The organism is Rhodococcus sp. YH1, from assembly GCF_009939605.1.
Classification (GTDB): domain Bacteria; phylum Actinomycetota; class Actinomycetes; order Mycobacteriales; family Mycobacteriaceae; genus Rhodococcus; species Rhodococcus aetherivorans.
Genome location: NZ_WVTE01000224.1, coordinates 1 through 22,140, shown reverse-complemented (window position 1 = coordinate 22,140; position 22,140 = coordinate 1). Strand labels below are relative to the sequence as shown.

Below are 22,140 nucleotides of genomic sequence, written 5' to 3'. Positions count from 1 at the left end.
GTCACCCGAGTCCGGCGGCGGGGCGGCCCAGCGCGGTGACCGCCAGGGCCGGCTCGGCGGTGGGATCGCAGCCGAGCAGGTCCTCGAGCTCGCGGTCGCGCATCGCCGTCGCCGTCACCGCGCCCAGGCCCAGCGCGGTGGCGGTGAGCAGGACGGTCTGACTGACGTGGCCGAGTTCGATGAGGATGTCGCGGTAGGCGCGGGAACGTTCGTACCGCCACCGGGTCCGGGCCGGTACCGCCGTGTAGATCAGCAACGCCGCGCAGTCCGACAGCCACGGCTGCTCGCCGAGCGCCGCGCCCAGCACGGAGCCGGGCACGCTGTCGCCGATCCGTTCCAGCCCGCCGCGCAGCGGCGCGTAGTGGAAGAACCCCGGCGCGAGCCCGTCGACGCGGTTCGCGTAGAGGTACAGCTCGATGGGGGTGCGGGCGCCGGCGGACGGGCTGGTCTTCAACAGCACCTGCCCCACCTGCGGATGGTCGATCACTTCGACGGGTCCCGTCGCGACGCGGGCGACGGTGCCCACCGCGTCCAGGGACACGGGGTCGGCGGTGAACTGCCGGACCGAGCGGCGCTCGAACAGGGCGTCGACGAGTCCCGGGCGCCGCCACGCGGACGAGTCCGGCCGGTCGCCGGGCACGGGAATCATCGGATGCTGCGGGTAGGACTTGGCCGGCGCAGGGGCGGGCTGCTCGCTCGCCTTGGCCGCCGACCGCAGCTCGTCGTCGAGCACGTCGGCGAACCGGACGTCGGAGCCGGTGCGGGCCGCGAAGTGCAGGTAGCGGGCCGAGGGGCCCCACGTGCCCCACTCGGCGAGCATCTGCTGTTGTTCGACGTGCTCGGCCGATCCCTCGGCGACGAGGACCTGCACCTCGAGCAGCCGGCGAGCGATTCCGAGCGGCAGCTCCCCCAGTTCGGCGATGCTGTCGAGTTCGCGCCACGACGCGAACCAGCGCAGCACCCGCTCGCTGTCGGGGGTGAGCGCGAACTGCCGGTGGTGCAGGTAGTCGTCCCACACCAGCGTGCCGTCACGCCAGAACAGCACCGCATACTCGGCAACGGCGACGCGGGTCATCGGTTCTCTCCTCGGGGAGCGGGGGCGGGGGCGGTCGCGGCGGCGATCAGGGCGCGCACCGCGTTCGTGGTGTCGGTGTCACCGGCGCCGTGTTCGGTCCAGCGCCAGTCGAATTCGGGGTTGACCTCGAGAAACACCGGGCCGTCGGGCGTGTCGAGCAGGTCGAAGGCGGCGAGGTCGAGCCGGAACCGGTCGAGGAGCGTCCGCAGCGATGCGGCCACGTCGGCGGGAATGTCGCAGCGCCGCACGGTGATCGACTCCGGCCGGGTCCACAGCGACTCGGGGGTGGGCCGGGTGACCGCGTAGCCGATCAGCGTTCCGCCCACGGCGTGGATCCGCAGCTCCCGGTCGGCGGCCACATACTCCTGCACGAGCACCGGTGCGCCCGTGCGGTGTTCGCCGTCGAGTGACGCGCGGCTGACGCGCTGCGGGTAGACGCCCCGCAGGCGGCCGGGTTGCGGTTCGACGCAGTGCCGGCCGAGGCTCTTGACCAGCAGGTCGCCGGGCCCCGGCAGGGCCCGGGCCGCGACGTCGAGCCGCGTGGTCACGAGGGTGGCGGGCACACGCAGCCCGGCCGCGCGGGCGGCGGCGAGCTGGGTCAGGCGGTCGGGGGTTCCGGGCCGGGCCCCGGAGTTGAGCGTGTGCAGGCCGGGGTGCGCGGCAAGGGCGGCGACGAGCGCCTGCCACTGGTCGCGCACGTGCTGCACTGCGTCGGGGGTGGTCTGCGCGGTGCGCAGTGCGTCGACGTCGAAGTAGCGCAGCCAGCACACCCGGGGCCGGAACGTCCGGCCGTCGCGGGTGAGCAGGCCGGCGAACGGATCCCACTGCACGTCCGTGTCGGCACACCGGTCGCTGTCGAGACGCACCAGCGCGATGCCGCGGGCGGCGAGCCACAGCGACAGCTCGTCGATCTCGCGGTCGGCGGCCCGGGTGAGGACGAGGACACACGGCGCCGGATCCGTCGCCGCGGGATGCCCGACGCGGGCCTGGAAGTCCCGGGATTCGGCGGAGGCGGTGGTGCGGTGGGGGTGCGAGCGCAGCAGCAGCGGCAGCGCAGCGGTCATGAGGGGTTCCTTCGGTGGCGGTCGTCGGGACGGTACGGCCGGGGCACCGTGGTGCCCCGGCCGTTGCACGCCCGCCGATCAGCCGCCGTGGCAGCCCTTGCAGCCGGGCCGCGTCATGGCCTCGACGTAGTCGCTCGCGTAGGCCGCGAAGGTGGCGTCCTCGATCGCCGCGACGCTGCGCAGCGCGGCTTCGTCACCGGCGTCGAGGGTGAGCAGGGTCCGGGCCATCTCTTCGATGTTCATGGCGTCCGCCTTTTCTGGGAGGTTCCGCCGTTCCCGGGACCGGGTAGGCGGGCGTCGATCCGACGTATCGATCGTCGGCGACGGCGCCGCCCCCGGCCAGGCACCCCAGGGCGGGATCTGCCCACCCCTGCCGGTCAGACCTCGTTGTAGTAGGTCAGCTTCGGCGCACCCGCGAGCAGCGGACCGAGATCGGTGATCGCACCGGGCCCGGCCCGGAACTCGCGGTACGCGGCGTCGTGCTGCTCCGACTCCCACTTCTCCACGACCACCCAGCGGGCCTCGTTCGAACGGTCGGCGAGCACCTCGAGGCCCAGGCAGCCGTCGAACGCGCGGGTTTCCTTCAGAACACGATCCATCAGCGCGCGGGCCTCCCCGAGCACGTCGGGCTTGAACTCGAGCTCCAGGAATGCGGTCAGTGCCATAGCTTCTCCTCGTGGACGAACTTGCTGGACAACACTTCCGGCGACGTCAGAAGATCGAGTAGCCGCCGTCGATCAGGGTGGACGATCCGGTCTGGAACGCGGACGCGTCGCTCGCGAGGTACACGGCGATGCCGGCGAAGTCCTCGGGAGTTCCCCACCGGCCCAACGGTACCCGGGAAATAACGTGCGTGGTGAACGATTCGGAGCCCTGGAGCGGTCCGGTCATGTCGGTGGCGATCCAGCCGGGCAGCACGCTGTTGACGCGGATGCGGTGCCGGGCGAGTTCCACCGCGCACCCGTTGGCCAGGGCCAGGACCCCTGCCTTGGTGGCGGCGTAGGCCTGATTGCGCCCGGCACCCTGGATCGCACCCAGGCTGGAGGTGACGATCACCGATCCGCCGGTGCCCTGGTCGACGAGCACCCTGGCCGTCTCGCGCAGGGTGAAGTACGCCCCGTCGAGGTTGGCGGCCGTCACCCTCCGGTAGTCCTCGGTACTCGACTCGACGAACTTGACGAGGGGCACACCGATTCCGGCGTTGACCACGACGATGTCGAGGCCGCCGAGCTCCGCGACCGTCGCGGCGACACCGTCGCGCACGGCCTCCTCGTCGGACACGTCCACCGATCGGGTCACCACGCGCGCCCCGGTCGTCGCGAGATCGGCCGCCGCCTTCTCGAGGCGTTCGGCGCCGCGGCCCCACAGCGCCACGTCGGCACCTGCGGAGGCGAGCCCGCGCGCCATGCCCAGCCCGATTCCGGCCGAGCCGCCGGTGACCAGTGCCCGCTTGCCGGACAGATCGAACATGGTGTCTCTCCTTCGGATACGGGGTGGATCAGGCGTATTCGGCGGCGATGTCGCGTCCGATGATCTCCTTCATGATCTCGGTGGTGCCACCGTAGATGGTCTGGATGCGGGTGTCGACGTAGGCGCGGCCGATGGGGTACTCCATCATGTAGCCGTAGCCGCCGTGCAACTGCACGCACCGGTCGACGACGCGCTTCTGCAGCTCGCTGGCCCACCATTTGGCCTTGGCGGCGTCGACCGCGGTCAGCTCGCCCGCGTTGAGCGCCAAGACGCACCGGTCGATGTGCGAGCCGGTGACCTCGATCTCGGTGAGCATCTCGGCGAGGGCGAAGCGGGTGTTCTGCAGGTCGCCGATCGGCTTGCCGAACGCCCTGCGTTCGAACACGTAGTCCTTGGTCCACTCGTACGCCGCCCGCGCGGCCGCGATCGCGGCGACGGCGATGGAGAGGCGCTCGAGGGGCAGGTGCTCCATCAGGTGGAAGAATCCCTGCCCTTCGGTGCCGAGCAGGTTCGCGGCCGGCACCCGCACGCCCTCGAAGGACAGTTCGGCGGTGTCCTGCCCGGCCAGGCCCACCTTGTGCAGCTTGCGGCCGCGGGAAAAGCCCGGCATGTCGCGTTCGACGACGAGCAGGGAGAATCCGCGGGCACCGGCGTGCGGGTCGGTGCGGGCGACGACGATGACCAGATCGGAGTGGATACCGTTGGTGATGAACGTCTTCTGCCCGGTCAGGATCCAGTCGTCGCCGTCGCGCACGGCGGTGGTCTTGACGGCTTGCAGGTCCGAGCCGGTGCCGGGTTCGGTCATGGCGATCGCGCCGATCAGCTCTCCGGCGGCCATGCCGGGCAGCCAGCGCCGCTTCTGGTCCTCGGTGCCGAGGTCGGCGACATAGGGGATGGCGATGTCGTCCTGCAGGCTCATGCCGGAGCCGAAGGAGGTGGTGCCGGTGCGGGCGATCTCCTCGGCGACGACGCAGCGGAACCGGTAGTCGGTCACCCCGGAGCCGCCGTATTCTTCGGGGACGCCGAGGCCGACGATGCCGGACTTGCCGGCGGCGAGCCAGGCGGAGCGGTCGATGAGCCGCTCGGTCTCCCACCGTTCGTAGTGCGGTTCGACCTCGCGGGCGAGGAATTCGCGCACCGTGTCCCGGTACGCCTCGTGGTCGGCTTCGAAAAGGTTGCGGTGCATCGGTTCTCTCCCAGGAGGGCGAAGGACGGTCGGGTCGGCGGGCGATCGGCGCTCAGTTCCTCCGCACCGGCGACGATTCGCTGGGCGGGTCCGGCGCGGCCCGGTATCCCACGATGCGCAGGGCGATGACGGTGTAGCGGGCGGTGACCTGGTCGGGAGTGAGCGGGCCGCCGAGCCGGAACCAGCGGGCGATGGACTGGCACATGCCGAGCAGGGCACGCACGGATTCGGCGATGTCGTCGACGGCGAAGACGCCGCGCTCGACCCCGTCGTCGACGAGGTCGAGGGCCATGAGCTCGAGGCGCTTCCGGGTCGCGGCGTAGTTGCGGCGGTTCTGCGGGGACACGTGCCGCAGTTCGGAGTCGAGTGCGGACTGCGGGGCGCGGTGCGTCGAGTTCAGCACGATCGCCTCGACGAAGTTGGTGAAGCGCCGGACGGGGTCGTCACCACCCTCGCCGACGGCGGCGAGGGCGCGTTCGATCAGGTCCCGGACGGCGGTGTCGAGCAGGGTGACGAGAACGGCTTCCTTGTTCTCGTGGTGGTAGTACAGCGCGGGCACCGTCACCCCGACCCGGCGGGCCAGGTCGCGGACGGTCGTTCCGTGGAAACCGTTCTCTCCGAAGGCTTCCAGCGCGTGATCGAGGATGGGGCCGAGCTGTAGGGGCTCGAACTCCCGCCAGTTCGCGAACCTGGGGGGTGCGGGCTCCACAGTCATCGGCCCCGTCCTCTCACGCGTCGATCAGCTCAGGCGGCGCTCAGCGCGGGGCCATGCGGATGGCGCCGTCGAGGCGGATGACCTCGCCGTTGAGCATCGGGTTGGAGACGATGTGCGCGGCCAGGGCGCCGTACTCGGACGGGTCGCCGAGGCGGGCCGGGTGGGGCACCTGCTGGCCGAGCGAGGCCTGCGCCTCCTCCGGCAGGGAGCCGAGGAGCGGGGTCTTGAACAGGCCGGGGGCGATGGTGACGACGCGGATCAGCAGCGACGCGAGATCGCGGGCGATCGGCAGGGTCATGCCGACGACGCCGCCCTTGGACGCGGAGTAGGCGGCCTGGCCGATCTGGCCGTCGAACGCGGCGACGGAGGCGGTGTTGATGATGACGCCGCGCTCGCCGTCGATCGGCTCGGTCTTGGCGATGCGCTCGGCGGCCAGGCGGATCACGTTGAACGTGCCGACGAGATTCACGTTGATGATCTTGGTGAAGTCGGCGAGCGGGAACGCGCCCTTCTTGCTCACGGTCTTGATGGCGTTGCCGATGCCGGCGCAGTTGACCGCGACGCGCAGCGGGCCGAGCGATTCGGCGAGGTCGAGGGCCTCGACGACGGCGGCCTCGTCGGTGACATCGGCGGCGGCGAAGCGGACGCGGTCGCCGAGCTCCTTGGCGACGGTCTCACCGTTGGAGGAGGGCAGGTCGATGATGACGACCTGCGCGCCGTCGGCGAGCAGGGCCTTGACGGTGGCCAGGCCGAGGCCGGAGGCACCGCCGGTGACGACGGCAACGCTGTCGTTGACGATCATGAGATTCCTTTCGGATGTGGTTGCGGGTCAGAGACGTTCGATGATGGTGGCATTGGCCATGCCGGCGCCCTCGCACATGGTCTGCAGGCCGTACCGGCCGCCGGTGGCCTCGAGGTGGTTGACCAGCGTGGTCAGCAGCCGGGTGCCCGACGAGCCGAGGGCGTGTCCGAGGGCGATCGCGCCGCCGCGCGGGTTGAGCCGGGCCGGATCCGCCCCGAACTCGTGCGCCCACATCAGCGGCACCGGGGCGAACGCCTCGTTGACCTCGTAGGCGTCGATGTCGTCGATGCCCAGACCCGAGCGGGCCAGGATCTTCTTCGTCGCGGGGATGGGGGCGGTGAGCATGAACATCGGATCGTCGCCGGCGACGGCGAAGGAATGGAACCGCGCCCGCGGGGTCAGGCCCAGCTTGGCCGCGGCCTCCTCGCTCATGATCAGCACCGCCGACGCCCCGTCGGTCAGCGGCGACGAGTTGCCCGGGGTGATGTGCCAGCCGGCCTCCGGGAAGCGCGCGGCGTACGCCTCGGTGTAGAACGACGGCTTCAGCCCGGCCAGGGCCTCGGCGGTGGTGGCGGCGCGCACCGTCTCGTCGACGGTGTGCCGGACCTGCTCACCGGCGGCATTGGTGACCGTGATCGGGACGATCTCCTTGTCGAAGAAGCCGGCGGCGATCGCCTCGGCGGCCCGCTGGTGCGACTGCGCCGAGAACGCGTCGAGGGCCTCGCGGTCGAACTTCCACTTCGCGGCGATCAGCTCGGCGGAGATGCCCTGGTTGACCAGGCCCTCGGGGTAGCGGGCGGCGATGCCCGGGCCGGAGGCGTCCTGTCCCATCGACGAGGTACCCATCGGCACCCGGCTCATCGACTCCACACCGCACGCGATGACGATGTCGTAGGCGCCGGCGATGATGCCCTGGGCGGCGAAGTGGGCGGCCTGCTGGCTCGAGCCGCACTGCCGGTCGATGGTGGTGGCCGGCACCGACTCGGGGAAGCCGGCCGACAGCAGGGCGGTGCGGGAGATGTTCAGGGCCTGCTCGCCCGCCTGGTTGACGCAGCCGCCGATGACGTCGTCGACGAGGGCGGGGTCGAGGTCGTTGCGCGAGGTGATCTCACGCAGCACGTGGGCGAGCAGCTCGACGGGATGGGTGCCGGACAGGGCGCCGCCGGGCTTGCCCTTGCCGACCGCGGTGCGGACCACGTCGACGATGACAGCGTTGGTCATGAGGAGTTCCTTTCGAGGGTTGGAGCGGCCCGGGTGCCCCGGAGGGGATCGACGAGACCCCGGGCCGAGATCAGGGGGTCAGCGACCCTTCCAGACCGGCTGCCGCTTCTGCGCGAAGGCGGTCGGGCCTTCCTTGGCGTCGTCGCTGGTGAACACCACCTTCACCGCGGCGGCGTTGGCCTCCCACACACCCGGCTCCCAGTCGGCGCCGTGCGCGGTCCGGTGGATCATCGACTTCGATTCGCGTACCGAGAGCGGAGCGTTCGCGGCGATGGTCTCGGCCAGCCCGAGCGCCATCTCGAGCGCCGTGCCGTGCGGTGCGACCCGGTTGACCAGGCCCAGTTCCTTGCCCTGCGCAGCGGAGATCGGCTCACCGGTCAGCGCCAGTTCCAGCGCGACCTTGCGGGGGATCTGCTGTTGGAGCCGGATCACCCCGCCCGCGGCGGCGAAGAGACCTCGCTTGACCTCGGGCAGGCCCAGCTGGGCCTCCTCGTCGACGACGGCGAGGTCGGACGCGAGCACCAGCTCGGTGCCGCCGCCGAGGGCGAACCCGTTGACAGCGGCGATGGTCGGCTTGCTGATCCAGTGCTGGGCATAGCCGGCGAAACCCCATTCGGGGTGCCCGTCGGCGGCGATGCTCTCGCCCGTGGCCAGGGCCTTGAGGTCGGCGCCCGCGCAGAACGCGCGGCCCGCACCGGTGAGCACCACGACGCGCACGTCGTCGTCCGCCTCCGCCTGCTCGAGCAGCGTGCCGACCGCCGTCGCCAGCGCTGCGTTCACGGCGTTGAGCGCCCGGGGGCGGTTGAGCGTGATGACGGCGATGCCGCCACGCCGCTCGTACTGTGCGGCAGGTTCGGTAACGGTGGAGTCGTCGGCCATGTGCGCCCCTATCGGATACAGTCGGCGTTACTTATCGATCGCTAAAGGACTATCACGGATCGATCGATCGGTCAATGATCTGGTCTAACTAGCGTCCGATCAGACGGTTCTGGTATGGATGAGGCCGTACGCGTGAGCCGCGACACGGATTCCCGAAGACACGGGCCCCCGAGACACGGAGCCCCGAGACAGGCTCGGCCACCAGGACGGCAGGAGAACTCATGCAGGCGGTACAACTGACCGAAGCAACCGGGCCCGATGGCGTACGGCTCGTGGACCTTCCCGAGCCCGATGCGGACGGCCTCGTCGTCGTCGATCTGCACGCGGCCGGAGTCTCGTTCCCAGACCTGCTGCAGACCACAGCGAGCTACCAGGTCGTGCGCCCCCTGCCGTCCGTGCTCGGCGTCGAAGGCGCCGGCACGGTGCGCACCGCCCCGGCCGGCAGCGGCCTGAGCCCGGGGCAGCGCGTCGCCGTCCTCGCCACCGGCGGCGCCTGGCAGCAGACCGTCGCGGTGGATCCGAAATCCGTCTTTCCGCTTCCCGATTCGGTGTCCCTGACGGCCGGAGCCGGATTCCTCATGAACTACCTGACCGTCCACTTCGCCCTCGACGAACGCGCCCGCTACCGCGCCGGCGAGACGGTGCTCGTGCACGGCGCCGCAGGCGGGGTCGGCGTCGCCGCCCTGCAGGTCGCGGCCGCGCTCGGACTCGAGACCATCGCGGTGGTGAGCACCGAGGAGAAGGCCGCGGTCGCGAAGGCCAACCGCGCCACCCACACCGTCGCCGTGGAGGGCTTCAAGGACCGGGTCCTCGAGCTCACCGGCGGACGCGGCGTCGACATCGTTCTCGATCCCGTCGGCGGCGACCGGTTCACCGACAGCCTGCGCAGCCTGGCACCGAACGGACGGGTCGTGGTCCTCGGCTTCACCGGCGGCGAGATTCCCACCGTCAAAGTGAATCGTCTTCTGCTCAAGAACATCTCGGTCCTCGGCGCCGGATGGGGCGAATACGTGCGTACCTTCCCCGGCTACACCGCCCAGCAATGGGCGCAGCTCGAGCCGCTGCTGCGCTCCGGGGCCCTGCAGATCCCCGGACCCACCGTCTACCCGATGACGCACGCCGCCGAGGCGCTGCGGTCGCTCGCACATCGCTCCGCCACCGGCAAGGTCGCCCTGGCGCTGCGCCCCTGACGTCCCGAGAGACCCTGACGTCCCGAGAGACCCTGACCGTCCCGAGAACCCCACCCCCCGGAGGACCCATGACCATCGATCCCGTCGGCGTCGACGTCACCGTCGACGACGGCATCCTGCGCGTCACCCTCAACCGGCCCGCACGGATGAACGCCGTCACCACCGCCGCCCTCGAGACCGTCGCCGACGCCTTCGAGAAGCACGCCGGCGACGACGCCGTGCGCGTCGCGGTCCTCACCGGCACCGGTCGCGCCTTCTGCACCGGCGCCGACCTCGCCGGCAAGGACCTGTCCGCTCCGCCGTCGGCCGGGACCATCGACGCCGCCAACCGCACCGTCGCCGCGATCCGCGCCTTCCCGCGCCCGGTCATCGGCGCCGTCAACGGCCCCGCCGCCGGCGTCGGCGTGTCCCTCGCCCTGGGCTGCGACCTCACCGTCGCGGCCGAGTCCGCCTACCTGCTGCTCGCCTTCACCCGCATCGGCCTCATGCCCGACGGCGGCGCGACCGCACTCGTCGCCGCGTCGATCGGCCGTGCCCGTGCCCTGAAGATGGCGCTGCTCGCCGAACGGCTGCCCGTCACCGAGGCACTCGCGGCCGGGCTGATCGCCGAGGTGCACCCCGACGACGACTTCGCCGCCGCCGTCGACGCGCTCGCCACCCGGCTCGCCGCCGGACCGGTCGAGGCCTTCCACGCCACCAAGGACGCGATCAACGACGCGACCCTCGGCGAGCTCGACAGCGCGTTCACCCGCGAGCGCGCCGGGCAGCTCGAGCTGCTGGCGTCCGCGGACTTCCACGAGGGCGTGAGCGCCTTCCAGGAGAAGCGGACGGCGGTGTTCGGCCGGAGCTGAGCCCGCCCGTCAGGGCTTCGGGGGAGGGGTGGCGCCGACCGTCTTGAGGGCGATCGCGACGTACTTGCGCGCCACCTCCTCCGGGCTCAGGGAGCCCTCGCGGTGGTACCACCGCGGGATGGACTGGCACATGCCGAGCAGCGCACGGGTCGTCTCGGCCGGATCCTCGACGTCGAACGCCCCGCGCCGGGTCCCGTCCTCGACGATCTCGAAGACGAGCTTTTCGATCTCCTTGCGCACCGCGCGGTAGCGCTGCCGGTTCTCGGGGCTGAGGTAGCGCACCTCGCCCTCGAGGGCGGCGAGGCGGGGACGGTTCGTCATGCGCAGCACGATCGCCTCGATGGCGTTGGAGAGCCGCTGCACCGGATCGTCGCCGCCGTCGGCGTCGGCGGCGTAGGCCCGGGTCATCACGTCGCTGGTCGAGAGCTCGAGCAGCGCGATGAGCAGGCCTTCCTTGTTCTCGTGGTGGTAGTACAGCGCGGGAACGGTGACGCCGACCCGGCGGGCGATCTCCCGTACCGAGGTGCCGTGGAACCCGGTCTCGTAGAAGGCGTCGAGCGCCGCGGAGAGAATGGGAGTCAGCTCCATCGGCTCGAGGCGACGCCAGTCCGGCGCAGCGACACCGTCCGCGACGGTGTCGTCGGTGGAAGTTCCCATTGCCGTACCCAACCTATCGATCGCTACATTCGGACGGCTCGAGGATACCTGTGCGTCGGCCCCGGCCGGGACGCCTGCGCACTCGGGGACTCGCCGCGAGCGATGGACGCGCGCGGGAAGCACCACGGCGCGGGGACGACGAGGGGGGGCTAACCCATCGGATCGTCGGCGCCGGCGCGTCCGGTGTCGTGGAACGGCGCCTGGAAGGTGCCCCAGCGCACGCACTCCCAGCCGCCGCCGGGCAGCGGGACCAGTTCGACGCTCTGGGTGTTGGCGAGGTGGTTGCTGGTCGCGAAGCTGCCCGGCACCCGGCCGAGGTGCGCGGCGACGAGGCGGATGGCGGCGCCGTGGCTGACCACGACGACGTCCCCCGAGCCGTCGTCGAGGTAGTCGGTGCGCAGCGACTCGACCACCGGCAGGTACCGGTCCAGGACGTCGAGGCCGGATTCGCCGCCGGGCACACGGTCGCGCAGGTCGCCGGTGTGCCAGGACTCGTACACCTTCATGAACAGCGCGTGGGATTCCTCGTCGCTGCGGTCCTCGAGCTCACCGACCTGCACCTCGTGCAGGCCTTCGCGGACGACGGTGGTCACACGGGCGGCGAGCTCGACGTGCTCGGCGGTCTGCCGGGCGCGCAGGGCCTGCGAGGCGAACAGGGCTGTCGGCGGCTGCTGCGCGAAGCCCTGTCCGAGGGTGCGGGCCTGCGCGACGCCGAGGTCGGTCAGTTCGGCGCCCGGCAGCTTGGTGTCCAGGCGACGTGCGACATTCGCCACCGTCTGCCCGTGCCGGACCAGGATCAATCGGCCGCTCAACGCTCTTCCTCCCCGCGCCGCAGCCGTTGCAGCCACTGCGCATCCTCTTCGTCCGATACCGGGGCCACACCGTGCTGGGACACCGCCGCCCAGGAGCCGAGGAACCGCACCTGCGCGAAGCGGTGCAGCGCCTTGAGCGCCTCGGCAACGAGCGCGTCGTCGATGTGGCCGACACAGTCCAAGTGGAAAAAGTAGGTCCCGTATTCCTGGCGGGTAGGGCGGGACTCGATGCGGGTGAGGTCGATGCCGCGGGTGGCGAACTCGGTCATGGCCCGCACGAGGGAGCCCGGTTCGTTCGGCAGCTGCAGGATCACGGAGGTGCGGTCGATGCCGGTGCGCGCCGGCGTGGGGGCGGGCCGGGTGGCGAGCACGAACCGGGTGCGGGCGCCGGCGTGGTCGGCGACGCCGGCGGCGAGGACCGGCAGGCCGAGCCGCTGCCCGGCCAGGGCGGTGGACACGCCGGCGTCGGCCTTGCCGGCGGCGACGTCCTCGGCGGCGCCGGCATTGGACGAGGCGGCCACCACGTCGGCCTTCGGCATGTGGTCGACGATCCACTGGCGCACCTGCGCGGCGGCCACCGGATAGGCGTGCACGGTGCGGACCTCGTCGAGCGTGATGCCCGGCCGGGCCACGACGGTGAAGGCGACGTCCAGCTCGGTTTCGGCCACGATCTGCAGGCGCGGGCCGACCGCGAGGGCGTCCATCGTGGGGGGCACCGAGCCCTCCACCGAGCTCTCGATGGGCACCACTGCGCCGTCGACCGCGCCGTCGCGCACGAGTTGCAGCGCCGCGGGCGGGCTGGCGGCCGACACCCGCTCGACCGGGCCGTCGAAGGTGCCGGCGTCCTCGAACCGGGCGAGGGCCATCTCCGTGAAGGTTCCGGTGGGGCCGAAGTAGGCGATGCGGGGCACGCCTAGAAGGGTACGCATCGAACGTGTCCGGGCCCTGTCATCGCGGCAACGGGGTCATCGCGCCGCCAGGCCGAGGGCTGCGAGGTCGCGCGCGACGCCGGCCGGGTCGTCGACCTCGACGGCGAGCAGGATCTCGCGCACGGCCGCGGCCGCCTCGGGGATCAGGGCGGTCAGCCGGCCGGGGTCGGGCGCGGCGAGGGCGGCGCGCACGTCGTCGCCGCGCAGGGCCGCGACGGTGGCGGCGAGCAGGGCGAGCACCTCGTCGGCGTCGCGGGCTCGGGCGACGTAACCGGTGCCGGCGTGGGCGAGGACGGACAGGAAGTCGGCGATCTCCCCCACGTCGCGTCCGGTGGGCAGGCCGGGGCTGTGTCCGGCGCCGACGAGTGCGCGGGCCGTCACGGGCAGGTCACCGGCGTCGACGTAGACGGTCAGAGGGGCGGGTACGGCGACGGCGAGCGCGTCGTCGAGGTCCGCCGCGGTGCAGTCGAGCTGGTAGCGGACCGGGACCGGGCGCAGGCCGGCCAGGCGCTCCGCGTCGGGGGCGACGTCGAGTTCACCGACGATCCGCACCGCCCCGGTGGTCTCCCCGAGGGCCTCGGTCAGCGTGGACACCGGCACCACGGGGTCTCCGATCGCGTCGAGCGCGGGGGCGGCGAGCGCGTCGGCGAGGGTCGGATGCCGGCGGGTGAGCAGGGCGGTGAGCAGGCCGCGGGGCTCCTCGCGGGACGGCGGCATTCCGAGGGTGAGCGGGATCGGCACGTCTCCAGGCTAGTCGCCGGGGTGTTGCGACCCCGCTCACCATGACTTAGGTTTGCCTCACCTACCACTCGAGGAGGATTCGATGCCGGCCACCACCGCCCGTTCCGCGCCCACAACCGCCGAAGCGGTCCGCACCGCCGTCGCCCGCACCGGCTCCGCCGCAGTTGTCACCGGCTCCGCCGCAGTTGTCACCGGCTCCGCCGCAGTTGTCACCGGCTCCGCCGTACTCGCCACCGACGGGGCCGCGCCCGTCACCGCGGTGCTGCACCACCTGCACAGCGACGGCGACCTGCTCGTCGTCGTCCCCGACGACTGTGCCGCCGTCGCACTGACCTGGCAGCGCGGCGCCGCGGGCCTGCACTCCGTGCTGGAACTGACCGACCACTCGCCCCTGCGGCTGCGCAACCCCGTCCGCTCGCTCATCTGGCTCAGCGGCACCGCCCACGCCGTCGCCGAACCCCGCCGGCTCGCCGCCGACATCGCCGCGACCCTGCCCCACCCCGCGCTGCTCGACGTCGGGCACCGCGCCGAACTGCTGCGCCTACGGCTCACGTCCGTCGTCGCCGCCGACACCACCGGCGCCGAGTCCGTGGAGGTCGCCGACGTCCTCGCGGCCGCGCCGGACCCGTTCGCGGCCGTCGAGTCCGCATGGTTGCAGCACCTCGAGCAGGACCACGGCGACCTCGTCCACCGCATCGCCCGGCACATCCCCGTCAACGACCGGCGCGGCCGCATCCGGCCTCTCGGCCTGGACCGTTACGGCCTGCGCCTGCGACTCGAGTCCGGCCGCGGCGACCACGACGTCCGGATTCCGTTCCCTGAACCCGCCGACGACGTCGAGTCCCTGAGCCGCGCCCTGCGCCGCCTCGTGGGCTGCCCGTTCGCCAACGGGCTGCGCGCGAGGCACTGATCGGGCCCCGCGCTTCGGCGGTATCCTCGAGTCAGCACTCCCCCGAGCGCGTCGCACGCCGAAAGCCGGGAACCATGGCCGATTTCGATCCGGAAGCCACCCGCCCCGCGGGGCAGGGGATCGCGGCGGAACTCGCCGCGGCGGGGTTCGACGACGCCCTCGTCGTCGGCCGGGGCGGCTTCGGCGTCGTCTATCGGTGCCGGCAACGCTCCCTCGGGCGCACCGTCGCGATCAAGGTGCTCTCCTCCGACCTCGACGCCGAGAACCGCGAACGGTTCCTGCGCGAGGGGTTCGCGATGGGCGGGCTGTCCGGCCACCCGAACATCGTCAACATCCTCCAGGTGGGCGTCACCTCCACCGGCCGGCCGTACATCGTGATGCCCTACCACCCCAACGACTCGCTGGCGGTGCGGGTACGCCGGGACGGGCCGATGCCGTGGTGGGACGTCGTCCGCGTCGGGGTCAAGCTCGCCGGCGCCCTCGAGACCGCCCACCGCGCCGGCACCCTGCACCGCGACGTCAAGCCCGCCAACATCCTCGTCACCGAGTACGGCGAGCCGCAGCTCACCGACTTCGGCATCGCCCGCATCGCCGGCGGCTTCGAAACCGCCACCGGCGCCTTCACCGGATCCCTCGCCTTCACCGCACCCGAGGTACTCGAGGGCAAGCCGCCCACCCCGGCCTCGGACATCTACGGCCTCGGCGCGGCCATGTTCGCCCTCATCACCGGCCGCGCCGCGTTCGAGCGACGCACGGGCGAGGAGATCATCGCGCAGTTCCTGCGCATCACCAGCCAGCCCATCCCGGACCTGCGCCCCCACGGCATCCCCGACGACGTGTGCGCCGCCATCGAGCACGCCATGTCCGTCGACCCGGCCCGCCGGCCCGCGACCGCGGCCGACTTCGGCCGCGAGCTGCAGCAGACCCAGGCCCGACACGGCCGCCACGTCGACGACATGGCCCTGCCCGGCGAGCTGCGGTTCCACGACCAGCCGACGGGCCGGCACCCCCTCGCGAAACCCGTCACGGCCGCACCGGTCACGGCCACCGCGGCACCCGTCAAACCCGCACCGCCGGGACCGAACGGTCCCCCACTGCCACCACCACCGCCGCCCGGCCCACCCCGCCCGAGCGAACCCCCCGCGCGACGAACCGTGCGGCTGCCGGTGCTGCTCGCCGTGCTCGCCGTCGCGCTGCTCGCCGTCGCGGCCACGGCGGTCTACGTGGCGACACGGCAGCCCGGCGACGCCGGGACCGCCGCGGCCGGCGAGACCACCGAGGTCGCCCCGACCGCCGCGTGGCGACCGCTGCGGGACGCGCCCACCGCCCGCCAGCAGACCGCCGCCACCGTCGCCGACGGCACCGTATGGGTGTTCGGCGGCCTGGACGACTCCGGCTCCTCCCCCGCCCACGAGGGCTACGACCCGGCCATCGACACCTGGAAGGCCGGACCCGACCTGCCGATCCCGCTCAACCACGCGACGGCCGTCACGTGGGACGGCGTGCCCGTCGTCCTCGGCGGCTGGATCCCGGAGGGCCCCGACCTCACCGCCACCGCATCGAACCGGGTCTTCGCCGTCCGCAACGGTGAATGGGTGGAGATGCCACCGATGCCCCGGGCCCGTGCCGCCGGCGCCGCCGTCACCATCGGAAACAAGATCTACGTGTTCGGCGGTCAGGCCGACGACACCCTGATCCGCCCCACCGACGTGTTCGACGGCACCGCCTGGACCACGGTCGCCGACCTGCCGACCCCGCGCGAGCACCTCGCGGCCGCGACCGACGGCACCTACGCCTACGCGATCGGCGGCCGGGACCTGTCCGCCGACAAGAACGTCGCCACCCTCGAGCGCTTCGACCCCACCACCGGCGCATGGACCGCCCTGCCCGACATGCCCACCCCGCGCGGCGGGCTCGGCGCCACCTACATCGACGGCCGCATCGTCGCCGCCGGCGGCGAGGAACCCACCCGCGTCCTCGCCGATGTCGAGGCGTTCGACCTGACCACCGGCACGTGGTCCGAGCTGCCGGACCTGCGGACCCCGCGGCACGGGCTGGTCCTCGGCGCGGTCGGCGACACCGTCTACGCCATCGACGGCGCCACCGGACCCACCCACGCCGAGTCGACCTCCGTCACCGAGGCGCTGCAGATCCCGCCGCGCCGCGTCCAGCCCGGGCCGGCGTGGCGGCAGCTGCGCGACGCCCCCACCGCCCGCCAGCAGACCGCCGCCACCGTCGCCGACGGCACCGTGTGGGTTTTCGGCGGACTCGACAACAACGGGTCCACCGCCCGGGTGGAGGGCTACGACCCGGCCATCGACACCTGGAAGGTCGGACCCGATCTCCCCCTCCCGCTCAACCACGCGATGGCCGTCGAGTACGCGGACGAGCTGGTGGTGCTCGGCGGCTGGGTGCCCGAGGGCGCCGACCTCACCGCCCGACCGTCGGATCGGGTGTTCGCGCTGCGCGACGGGCAGTGGACCGAACTACCGGCCATGCCGCAGGCGCGTGCCGCCGCTGCCGCCGTCACCATCGGGGACAGGATCTACGTGTTCGGCGGTCAGGCCGACGACACCCTCCTCGCCACGACCGACGTCTTCGACGGCAGCGGCTGGAGCACGGTCGCCGACCTGCCGACCCCGCGCGAGCACCTCGCCGCCACCACCGACGGCACCTACGCCTACGCCGTCGGCGGCCGGGACCTGGCCGCCGACAAGAACGTCGCCACCGTCGAGCGCTACGACCCCGCCACCGACACCTGGACGCAGCTTCCCGACATGCCCACCCCCCGCGGCGGGCTCGGTGTCACCCACCTCGACGGCCGCATCGTCGCCGTCGGCGGCGAGGAACCCACCCGCGTCCTCGCCGACGTCGAGGCGTTCGACCTGACCACCGGCACCTGGTCCGAGCTGCCACCGATGGGCGTCGCCCGGCACGGTCTCGTCGTCGCGACCGTGGGCACCACCGTCTACGCCGTCGACGGCGCGCAGCGGCCCACCCACGCGCAGTCCACCGCGTTGGCGGAGGCACTGGACTTCTGGTGAGGAAAGGCCGCTTCGCGGCCGGTGTGTCCTTCGGGTTGCCCCAGCCGCCCGAAGAACACACCGCGGCCCTACCTCCTCCGCGCCACATGACGAGGCCGACCGGAGGTCATCGTGGTCGGCCCACCGACGACCCGCCAGGCATGGACGGGAATGTCATCTCCGACGAACGACCGACGAGCACCCGTTCGAAGCTTGCACACCGCTCCGCGCCCGCACTCCGAGGGTCAGGGCTTCGGCGTGGCGGAACGTGCCCGCCACCAGCCCACCGCACCGGTGACGAGCAGCGCCCCCACGAGCGAGCCGATGACCCCGCTCGGCCGTAGCGACAGTCCGTCGCCGGCCAGAAGACTGACGAGCAGCCCGCCTACGAAGGAACCGGCGAGCCCGGCAGCGAAGGCGAGGGTCCAATCGATCCGCCCCGCCGACCTGCCCAGCAGCAACTGGGCCGCGGCGCCGACGACCATGCCGAACACGAGGATTCCGATGAGCAACATGGCGACAGCATAGACGCTGAGATCGAATGCGAATGATTATCGGGGCGAACGTCTTTCGGGACTCTCGCCGCTGTGGTGTTCACCGCGGCCGACCGGAGGGACCCCGGACAGCGCACGTCGAGTGCGGCCCACCCGTTCGCCTCGACTGTCGCTGCGCTGGGAGACGTCCGTGAACTCACCCGTGCGCGGGAACTGCTCGACGGTGTGCCCGCGAGCGACGAGCACGGGGTCCCTTGGCCGGTCTACACGCGTATGGCGCACGCCCTGCTCGTGGAGAGGTCGGTCGGGTCCGCCCGTGCGCTCGACCTGGCCGATCCGCTGCGGCACACCACGAACGTCCCCGTCGTCACGGCACTGACGGCGAAGGGATATCGCCATGCTCGTCACCCGGAGCGCGCTGTCGAGGTGTCGGCAACCTCTCCGGCGTGCAGCCTCTCGCGTTCGTCTAGGCGAGCCGCCTTGTCACCGCACGCCTCGTCCGGGCCGACGAGACGCTCGCGACTGCTCGGGTACCGGCCGCCCGGCTGTCCGCCCGGGAGCGGGAGATACTCGCCTACCTCCGCACCCCGATGACAGCGGAGGAGATCGCCGCCGCGCTGTTCGTGTCCGTGAACACCGTGCGAACCCACCAGCGCTCGATCTACCGCAAGCTGGGCGTCAACTCCCGTCGGGACGCGATCAAGATCAGGATGTGAGAGGCCCGCCGCGACGCGGCACAATCGCGACCGTGACGATCCGTACCTGGCTGACGCCACCGCCCCGGCCACCCGCCGAGCACCTCGACCCGACGGCCCGCCGCGCCCTGTGGGTCGAGGTCACCATCGTCCTGCTCGTCACCTTCGGCCTGAGCGGGCTGTCGTCGATGCTGTCGCTGCTCGAATCCGCACTCGCACCGGCGCCGCTGTCCGACCAGACCGTCGCGCTGAACGTCCCCCGCTCGTCGCAGCAGTTCATCGACCTGGCCCGGCAGGTGCTCGGCATCGTCCGGTTGCTGGCATGGGCTGCGCTCGGGGTGTACCTGCTGTGGCGCAGCGGCATCGGCCCGAAGGCGATCGGCTTCGCCCGGGACCAGCTGCGCCGCGGCCTGCTCCCCGGCGTGGGGCTGGCCGCGCTCATAGGAATCCCCGGGCTCGGCCTGTACCTGGTGGCACGGGCGGCGGGCATCAACCTCACCGTCGCGCCCAGCACCCTCGAGGACTATTGGTGGCGGCTGCCGGCGCTGGTGCTGTGGGCGATCGCGAACTCCGCCGCCGAGGAGGTTCTCGTCGTTGCGTACCTGATCACCCGACTGCGGCAGCTCGGCTGGTCGGAGAACTCCTCGCTGCTCGCCTCGTCGCTGCTGCGCGGCAGCTACCACCTCTACCAGGGCCTCGGCGGCGGGCTCGGCAACGTCGTCATGGGTCTGGTGTTCGGCCGGTACTGGCAGCGCACGTCGCAGCTGTGGCCGCTGGTGGTGGCGCACGCGCTGATCGACAGCGTCGCATTCGTCGGCTACCAGGCGCTGCGCGGGCACGTGTCCTGGCTGCCCTAGCCCGGGCTGCGTACATTGGGAGGTCGTGAACGGCGACCATCCCGACCCCCGGCCCCGGCCCCGGCCGCCGCATCAGCCTCCGCAGATGCCGCCGCCGCGCCGCCCGGCACCGATGGGCCGGCCGGCGCCGCCGTCGTCGCCGTCGCCGGAGGGACCGCAGATCATCCGTCGCGACGGACGTCCCCCCGCCCCGCAGCAGGCCTGGTCGCAGGCGCCCATACCGCAGTACCGGCCGCCGGCACCCCCGCCGCGGCAGCCGAGGCCGGCCCCGCCGCCACACGAACCCCCGAGGCAGCAACCGCCGAGGCAGCAGCGCGACTGGGCGCCCAGACAGACCCCCGAACCGTACGACGAGCCGCGCCGCGCCGCGGCGCCCCCACCGCCGGCCCCGCCGCCGCGACGTCGGCCCACCCCGCCCGCGCCCGAACCGGCCCCGCGCCGTCGCCCCGTCGGCGCCCGTCGCCTGCTGCGCCGCACCGCGATCGTCGTGCTGGTGCTGATCGCCCTCGTCGGCGCCGGTGCCGTGTACCTCGACGGCAAGCTCACCCGCGTCGACGCGCTCGCCGACTACGACGACCGCGTCGGCGACACCCCGGGTACCAACTGGCTGCTTGTGGGGTCCGACAGCCGCACCGGCCTCAGCACCGAGCAGGAGCAGGAACTCGCGACGGGTGGGGAGACCGGCCCGGACCGCACCGACACCGTCATGCTGATCCACGTGCCCAGCGGCGGCGGGGCCACCACGATGGTGTCCCTCCCCCGCGACTCGTACGTCCCGATCCCGGGCCACGGCCAGGACAAGCTGAACGCGTCGTTCGCGCTGGGTGGTCCGGCGCTGCTGGTGCAGACCGTCGAGGGCGCCACCGGCGTGCACATCGACCACTACGCCGAGATCGGGTTCGGCGGCTTCGCCTCGATCGTCGACGACCTCGGGGGTGTGGACGTCTGCCTGCCGCAGGCCATCGACGATCCGCTGGCGGGGATCTCCCTGCCGGCCGGCTGCCAGGAACTCACCGGTCCGCAGGCCCTCGGCTTCGTGCGCACCCGCGCGACGGCGCTGGCCGACCTCGACCGGATGAACAACCAGCGGCTGTTCATGTCCGCCCTGCTCAGCAAGGCCACCGGCCTGAGCACGCTGCTGAACCCGGTGCGGATGTGGTCGCTGGCCTCCGGGGTCGCCGGCTCGTTGCGGGTCGACGAGAGCGACCACATGTGGCACCTGGCCCGGCTCGGGTGGGCGATGCGCGGCGAGACGGTGACCGCCACCGTCCCGGTCGGCGGCTTCGAGGACGTCTCCGGGATCGGCAACGTGCTGCTGTGGGATCGGTCGCGGGCCGTGCCGTTCTTCGACGCGTTGGCCCAGGACCAGCAGATTCCGCCGGAACTGCTGACGCCGCCGTCGTGAGCCCGCTCGCCCCGAGCCGAGCGAATGTATCGCTCATCTCCGTAGGCCGACGGAACGATACATTCGCTCGGCCCGGGGTCGGGCCGGGGTCGGCGACGGGACGGGTCAGCGCAGAGTGACCTGACGACTGCGCAGGCCGTCGCGCGAGCGCCGCTCGGCGGCGGTGAGCGGCGCGTCGACCGCCAAGGCCTCGGCGAGCCGGGCACCGAACTCGGCGGTCGGGGCGACCCACTCGTTGGGGTGCCGCTCGGGGTCGAGATCGAACACCGGCACGAGCAGGCCGTGGGTGCGGAACGACCCGGCGAACCGCGAGCCCTCCCCCAGGTGCAGTCCGCCCGCGGCGTGCACCCGCGACAACGCGGACATCAGGGTGTCCTCGTCCTCCGGACGCACCCAGCGCAGGTGCGCCTTCTCACCGGCATCCACCCACCAGGCGGCGACGACGCCCTCGCCCTCGAGCCGTGCGGACGGCATGATCGCGTCGTTGGCGTGCTTGACGGTGTGCGCGACGTCGGGTGAGACCTCGACGCCCTCGGGGATCCACCAGTCGAAGTCCTGGTGCACGGTGATCTCCGGGACGACGTCGACGTCGATCAGATCGTGCAGGCGCGGCTCGTCCGGTCCGGGTTCGGCGACGGCGAGCGACGACCCGGCCTCCGCCTCCCGGGCCCACGCGATCGCCGCGCCGAGCTCGGCGGCCGGGTCGGGGCCGGCGGCGGCGAGCTGCAGCCCGACGTACGCGGTGGTCTCGTCGCCCTCCTCGCGGGCGAGCGCGGCGACGGCGCCGGGCAGCACGGTGGCCGCCCGGACGGCCCGGCCGGGCGTGGTCAACGGCAACGTGAACACCGCCGACGGAACGAACTCGCGCAAGGCCACCAGGTCGCACTCGAGGGCGAGACCCTCGAACGGCCGGGTGACCGTGGCAGCCTCGGCCTCCCGGGCGAGCCGGCGCTGCTCGAGCTTCGCGGCACGGTTGCTGCCGGGCTTGGGTCCGCTGTTTCTCTTACTCTTCTTGGCCACGGCGCAAAACTACACGCCGCGCGAAGCGCCGAGCAGAAGCTTGGTGCGCCCCGGATGATTGGTGGCCACCCAGCCGACGCCGAGGTCGCGGCACAGTTCGACGTCGGCGGGATCGTCGACGGTCCAGCAGTAGGTGGCGCGGCC

At 72.4% G+C, this 22,140-nt stretch carries 24 protein-coding genes; 7 read left to right on the top strand and 17 right to left on the bottom strand.

Features of this window, described 5'->3' with window-relative positions:
* Position 1: 1 nt before the first annotated feature.
* The 10 genes from AIIKEEIJ_RS18795 to AIIKEEIJ_RS18755 all read right to left on the bottom strand — a co-directional run bounded on the left by AIIKEEIJ_RS18795 (position 2) and on the right by AIIKEEIJ_RS18755 (position 8,412).
* Positions 2 to 1,075 (bottom strand): SagB family peptide dehydrogenase, encoded by a 1,074-nt coding sequence (locus tag AIIKEEIJ_RS18795; protein WP_161996329.1) that lies wholly within the window; start codon positions 1,073 to 1,075, stop codon positions 2 to 4.
* Complete coding sequence (locus tag AIIKEEIJ_RS18790) at positions 1,072 to 2,139, bottom strand: hypothetical protein (RefSeq protein WP_161996328.1); 1,068 nt, start codon at positions 2,137 to 2,139, stop codon at positions 1,072 to 1,074. The genes AIIKEEIJ_RS18795 and AIIKEEIJ_RS18790 overlap by 4 nt, the downstream gene beginning before the upstream one ends.
* Before the next feature lie 78 nt (positions 2,140 to 2,217).
* Complete coding sequence (locus AIIKEEIJ_RS32680) at positions 2,218 to 2,382, bottom strand: hypothetical protein (RefSeq protein WP_006944596.1); 165 nt, start codon at positions 2,380 to 2,382, stop codon at positions 2,218 to 2,220.
* A 134-nt stretch (positions 2,383 to 2,516) separates the two neighbouring features.
* Positions 2,517 to 2,804 (bottom strand): putative quinol monooxygenase, encoded by a 288-nt coding sequence (locus tag AIIKEEIJ_RS18785; RefSeq protein WP_029546949.1) that lies wholly within the window; start codon positions 2,802 to 2,804, stop codon positions 2,517 to 2,519.
* A 46-nt stretch (positions 2,805 to 2,850) separates the two neighbouring features.
* Positions 2,851 to 3,609 (bottom strand): SDR family oxidoreductase, encoded by a 759-nt coding sequence (locus tag AIIKEEIJ_RS18780; RefSeq protein WP_161996327.1) that lies wholly within the window; start codon positions 3,607 to 3,609, stop codon positions 2,851 to 2,853.
* A 28-nt stretch (positions 3,610 to 3,637) separates the two neighbouring features.
* On the bottom strand, positions 3,638 to 4,795 hold the full coding sequence (locus tag AIIKEEIJ_RS18775; RefSeq protein ID WP_006944601.1) for an acyl-CoA dehydrogenase family protein: 1,158 nt from the start codon (positions 4,793 to 4,795) through the stop codon (positions 3,638 to 3,640).
* Positions 4,796 to 4,847: 52 nt separating this feature from the next.
* Positions 4,848 to 5,510, bottom strand: coding sequence for a TetR family transcriptional regulator (locus AIIKEEIJ_RS18770; protein WP_161996326.1), 663 nt, complete (start codon positions 5,508 to 5,510; stop codon positions 4,848 to 4,850).
* Positions 5,511 to 5,550: 40 nt separating this feature from the next.
* Positions 5,551 to 6,312, bottom strand: a complete 762-nt coding sequence (locus AIIKEEIJ_RS18765) for a 3-hydroxyacyl-CoA dehydrogenase (RefSeq protein WP_006944612.1) — start codon at positions 6,310 to 6,312, stop codon at positions 5,551 to 5,553.
* 27 nt (positions 6,313 to 6,339) lie between these two features.
* On the bottom strand, positions 6,340 to 7,533 hold the full coding sequence (locus tag AIIKEEIJ_RS18760) for a thiolase family protein (protein WP_029546945.1): 1,194 nt from the start codon (positions 7,531 to 7,533) through the stop codon (positions 6,340 to 6,342).
* A 78-nt stretch (positions 7,534 to 7,611) separates the two neighbouring features.
* The gene (locus AIIKEEIJ_RS18755) at positions 7,612 to 8,412 is read right to left on the bottom strand and encodes a crotonase/enoyl-CoA hydratase family protein (RefSeq protein ID WP_161996325.1); all 801 of its coding nucleotides are present in this window, start codon (positions 8,410 to 8,412) and stop codon (positions 7,612 to 7,614) included.
* 221 nt (positions 8,413 to 8,633) lie between these two features.
* On the opposite strand from AIIKEEIJ_RS18755, the gene AIIKEEIJ_RS18750 reads away from it, so the two are divergent.
* On the top strand, positions 8,634 to 9,602 hold the full coding sequence (locus tag AIIKEEIJ_RS18750; protein WP_161996324.1) for a zinc-binding dehydrogenase: 969 nt from the start codon (positions 8,634 to 8,636) through the stop codon (positions 9,600 to 9,602).
* A gap of 68 nt (positions 9,603 to 9,670) precedes the next feature.
* Positions 9,671 to 10,453, top strand: a complete 783-nt coding sequence (locus AIIKEEIJ_RS18745) for an enoyl-CoA hydratase-related protein (protein WP_161996323.1) — start codon at positions 9,671 to 9,673, stop codon at positions 10,451 to 10,453.
* A 9-nt stretch (positions 10,454 to 10,462) separates the two neighbouring features.
* Here AIIKEEIJ_RS18745 and AIIKEEIJ_RS18740 read toward each other — a convergent pair whose 3' ends face one another.
* The 4 genes from AIIKEEIJ_RS18740 to AIIKEEIJ_RS18725 all read right to left on the bottom strand — a co-directional run bounded on the left by AIIKEEIJ_RS18740 (position 10,463) and on the right by AIIKEEIJ_RS18725 (position 13,592).
* On the bottom strand, positions 10,463 to 11,110 hold the full coding sequence (locus tag AIIKEEIJ_RS18740; protein WP_006944631.1) for a TetR/AcrR family transcriptional regulator: 648 nt from the start codon (positions 11,108 to 11,110) through the stop codon (positions 10,463 to 10,465).
* 149 nt (positions 11,111 to 11,259) lie between these two features.
* Positions 11,260 to 11,922 carry a histidine phosphatase family protein gene (locus AIIKEEIJ_RS18735; RefSeq protein ID WP_006944632.1) on the bottom strand — a complete coding sequence of 221 codons (663 nt, stop codon included), beginning with the start codon at positions 11,920 to 11,922 and terminating at the stop codon, positions 11,260 to 11,262.
* The gene (gene pheA / locus AIIKEEIJ_RS18730) at positions 11,919 to 12,833 is read right to left on the bottom strand and encodes a prephenate dehydratase (RefSeq protein ID WP_161996322.1); all 915 of its coding nucleotides are present in this window, start codon (positions 12,831 to 12,833) and stop codon (positions 11,919 to 11,921) included. The genes AIIKEEIJ_RS18735 and pheA overlap by 4 nt, the downstream gene beginning before the upstream one ends.
* A gap of 54 nt (positions 12,834 to 12,887) precedes the next feature.
* A complete protein-coding gene (locus AIIKEEIJ_RS18725; RefSeq protein WP_029546941.1) occupies positions 12,888 to 13,592 on the bottom strand; it encodes a hypothetical protein in 705 nt (234 codons plus the stop codon).
* Between the two features lie 82 nt (positions 13,593 to 13,674).
* Between AIIKEEIJ_RS18725 and AIIKEEIJ_RS18720 the strand changes: the two genes are divergently transcribed.
* Positions 13,675 to 14,502 (top strand): DUF2470 domain-containing protein, encoded by an 828-nt coding sequence (locus tag AIIKEEIJ_RS18720; RefSeq protein ID WP_161996321.1) that lies wholly within the window; start codon positions 13,675 to 13,677, stop codon positions 14,500 to 14,502.
* A gap of 74 nt (positions 14,503 to 14,576) precedes the next feature.
* Complete coding sequence (locus AIIKEEIJ_RS18715) at positions 14,577 to 17,546, top strand: Kelch repeat-containing protein (RefSeq protein ID WP_161996320.1); 2,970 nt, start codon at positions 14,577 to 14,579, stop codon at positions 17,544 to 17,546.
* Positions 17,547 to 17,770: 224 nt separating this feature from the next.
* On the opposite strand, the gene AIIKEEIJ_RS18710 is transcribed toward AIIKEEIJ_RS18715, so the two are convergent.
* On the bottom strand, positions 17,771 to 18,040 hold the full coding sequence (locus AIIKEEIJ_RS18710) for a GlsB/YeaQ/YmgE family stress response membrane protein (RefSeq protein ID WP_161996319.1): 270 nt from the start codon (positions 18,038 to 18,040) through the stop codon (positions 17,771 to 17,773).
* Between the two features lie 524 nt (positions 18,041 to 18,564).
* Between AIIKEEIJ_RS18710 and AIIKEEIJ_RS18705 the strand changes: the two genes are divergently transcribed.
* The 3 genes from AIIKEEIJ_RS18705 (at position 18,565) to AIIKEEIJ_RS18695 (ending at position 20,976) form a co-directional block, all read left to right on the top strand.
* Positions 18,565 to 18,735: a response regulator transcription factor gene (locus tag AIIKEEIJ_RS18705; protein ID WP_072633908.1), complete on the top strand. Its 171-nt coding sequence runs from the start codon at positions 18,565 to 18,567 to the stop codon at positions 18,733 to 18,735.
* Positions 18,736 to 18,773: 38 nt separating this feature from the next.
* Complete coding sequence (locus AIIKEEIJ_RS18700; RefSeq protein WP_443217115.1) at positions 18,774 to 19,571, top strand: CPBP family intramembrane glutamic endopeptidase; 798 nt, start codon at positions 18,774 to 18,776, stop codon at positions 19,569 to 19,571.
* Positions 19,572 to 19,656: 85 nt separating this feature from the next.
* The gene (locus AIIKEEIJ_RS18695) at positions 19,657 to 20,976 is read left to right on the top strand and encodes an LCP family protein (RefSeq protein WP_238406469.1); all 1,320 of its coding nucleotides are present in this window, start codon (positions 19,657 to 19,659) and stop codon (positions 20,974 to 20,976) included.
* A gap of 105 nt (positions 20,977 to 21,081) precedes the next feature.
* On the opposite strand, the gene AIIKEEIJ_RS18690 is transcribed toward AIIKEEIJ_RS18695, so the two are convergent.
* Positions 21,082 to 21,996 (bottom strand): DUF5926 family protein, encoded by a 915-nt coding sequence (locus AIIKEEIJ_RS18690; protein WP_161996317.1) that lies wholly within the window; start codon positions 21,994 to 21,996, stop codon positions 21,082 to 21,084.
* 9 nt (positions 21,997 to 22,005) lie between these two features.
* A partial coding sequence (locus tag AIIKEEIJ_RS18685) for a glycerophosphodiester phosphodiesterase family protein (RefSeq protein WP_338020984.1) occupies positions 22,006 to 22,140 on the bottom strand: 135 nt, incomplete at its 5' end.

Bases quoted from the DNA above. Each gene is read 5' to 3' on its own strand.
- AIIKEEIJ_RS18785 (WP_029546949.1), bottom strand. From the start codon at position 2,804: ATGGCACTGACCGCATTCCTGGAGCTCGAGTTCAAGCCCGACGTGCTC.
- AIIKEEIJ_RS18780 (WP_161996327.1), bottom strand. From the start codon at position 3,609: ATGTTCGATCTGTCCGGCAAGCGGGCACTGGTCACCGGCGGCTCGGCC.
- AIIKEEIJ_RS18715 (WP_161996320.1), top strand. From the start codon at position 14,577: ATGGCCGATTTCGATCCGGAAGCCACCCGCCCCGCGGGGCAGGGGATC.
- AIIKEEIJ_RS18760 (WP_029546945.1), bottom strand. From the start codon at position 7,533: ATGACCAACGCTGTCATCGTCGACGTGGTCCGCACCGCGGTCGGCAAG.
- AIIKEEIJ_RS18745 (WP_161996323.1), top strand. From the start codon at position 9,671: ATGACCATCGATCCCGTCGGCGTCGACGTCACCGTCGACGACGGCATC.
- AIIKEEIJ_RS18720 (WP_161996321.1), top strand. From the start codon at position 13,675: ATGCCGGCCACCACCGCCCGTTCCGCGCCCACAACCGCCGAAGCGGTC.
- AIIKEEIJ_RS18750 (WP_161996324.1), top strand. From the start codon at position 8,634: ATGCAGGCGGTACAACTGACCGAAGCAACCGGGCCCGATGGCGTACGG.
- AIIKEEIJ_RS18710 (WP_161996319.1), bottom strand. From the start codon at position 18,040: ATGTTGCTCATCGGAATCCTCGTGTTCGGCATGGTCGTCGGCGCCGCG.
- AIIKEEIJ_RS18740 (WP_006944631.1), bottom strand. From the start codon at position 11,110: ATGGGAACTTCCACCGACGACACCGTCGCGGACGGTGTCGCTGCGCCG.
- AIIKEEIJ_RS18755 (WP_161996325.1), bottom strand. From the start codon at position 8,412: ATGGCCGACGACTCCACCGTTACCGAACCTGCCGCACAGTACGAGCGG.
- AIIKEEIJ_RS32680 (WP_006944596.1), bottom strand. From the start codon at position 2,382: ATGAACATCGAAGAGATGGCCCGGACCCTGCTCACCCTCGACGCCGGT.
- AIIKEEIJ_RS18790 (WP_161996328.1), bottom strand. From the start codon at position 2,139: ATGACCGCTGCGCTGCCGCTGCTGCTGCGCTCGCACCCCCACCGCACC.
- AIIKEEIJ_RS18775 (WP_006944601.1), bottom strand. From the start codon at position 4,795: ATGCACCGCAACCTTTTCGAAGCCGACCACGAGGCGTACCGGGACACG.
- AIIKEEIJ_RS18695 (WP_238406469.1), top strand. From the start codon at position 19,657: ATGCCGCCGCCGCGCCGCCCGGCACCGATGGGCCGGCCGGCGCCGCCG.
- AIIKEEIJ_RS18765 (WP_006944612.1), bottom strand. From the start codon at position 6,312: ATGATCGTCAACGACAGCGTTGCCGTCGTCACCGGCGGTGCCTCCGGC.
- AIIKEEIJ_RS18770 (WP_161996326.1), bottom strand. From the start codon at position 5,510: ATGACTGTGGAGCCCGCACCCCCCAGGTTCGCGAACTGGCGGGAGTTC.
- AIIKEEIJ_RS18795 (WP_161996329.1), bottom strand. From the start codon at position 1,075: ATGACCCGCGTCGCCGTTGCCGAGTATGCGGTGCTGTTCTGGCGTGAC.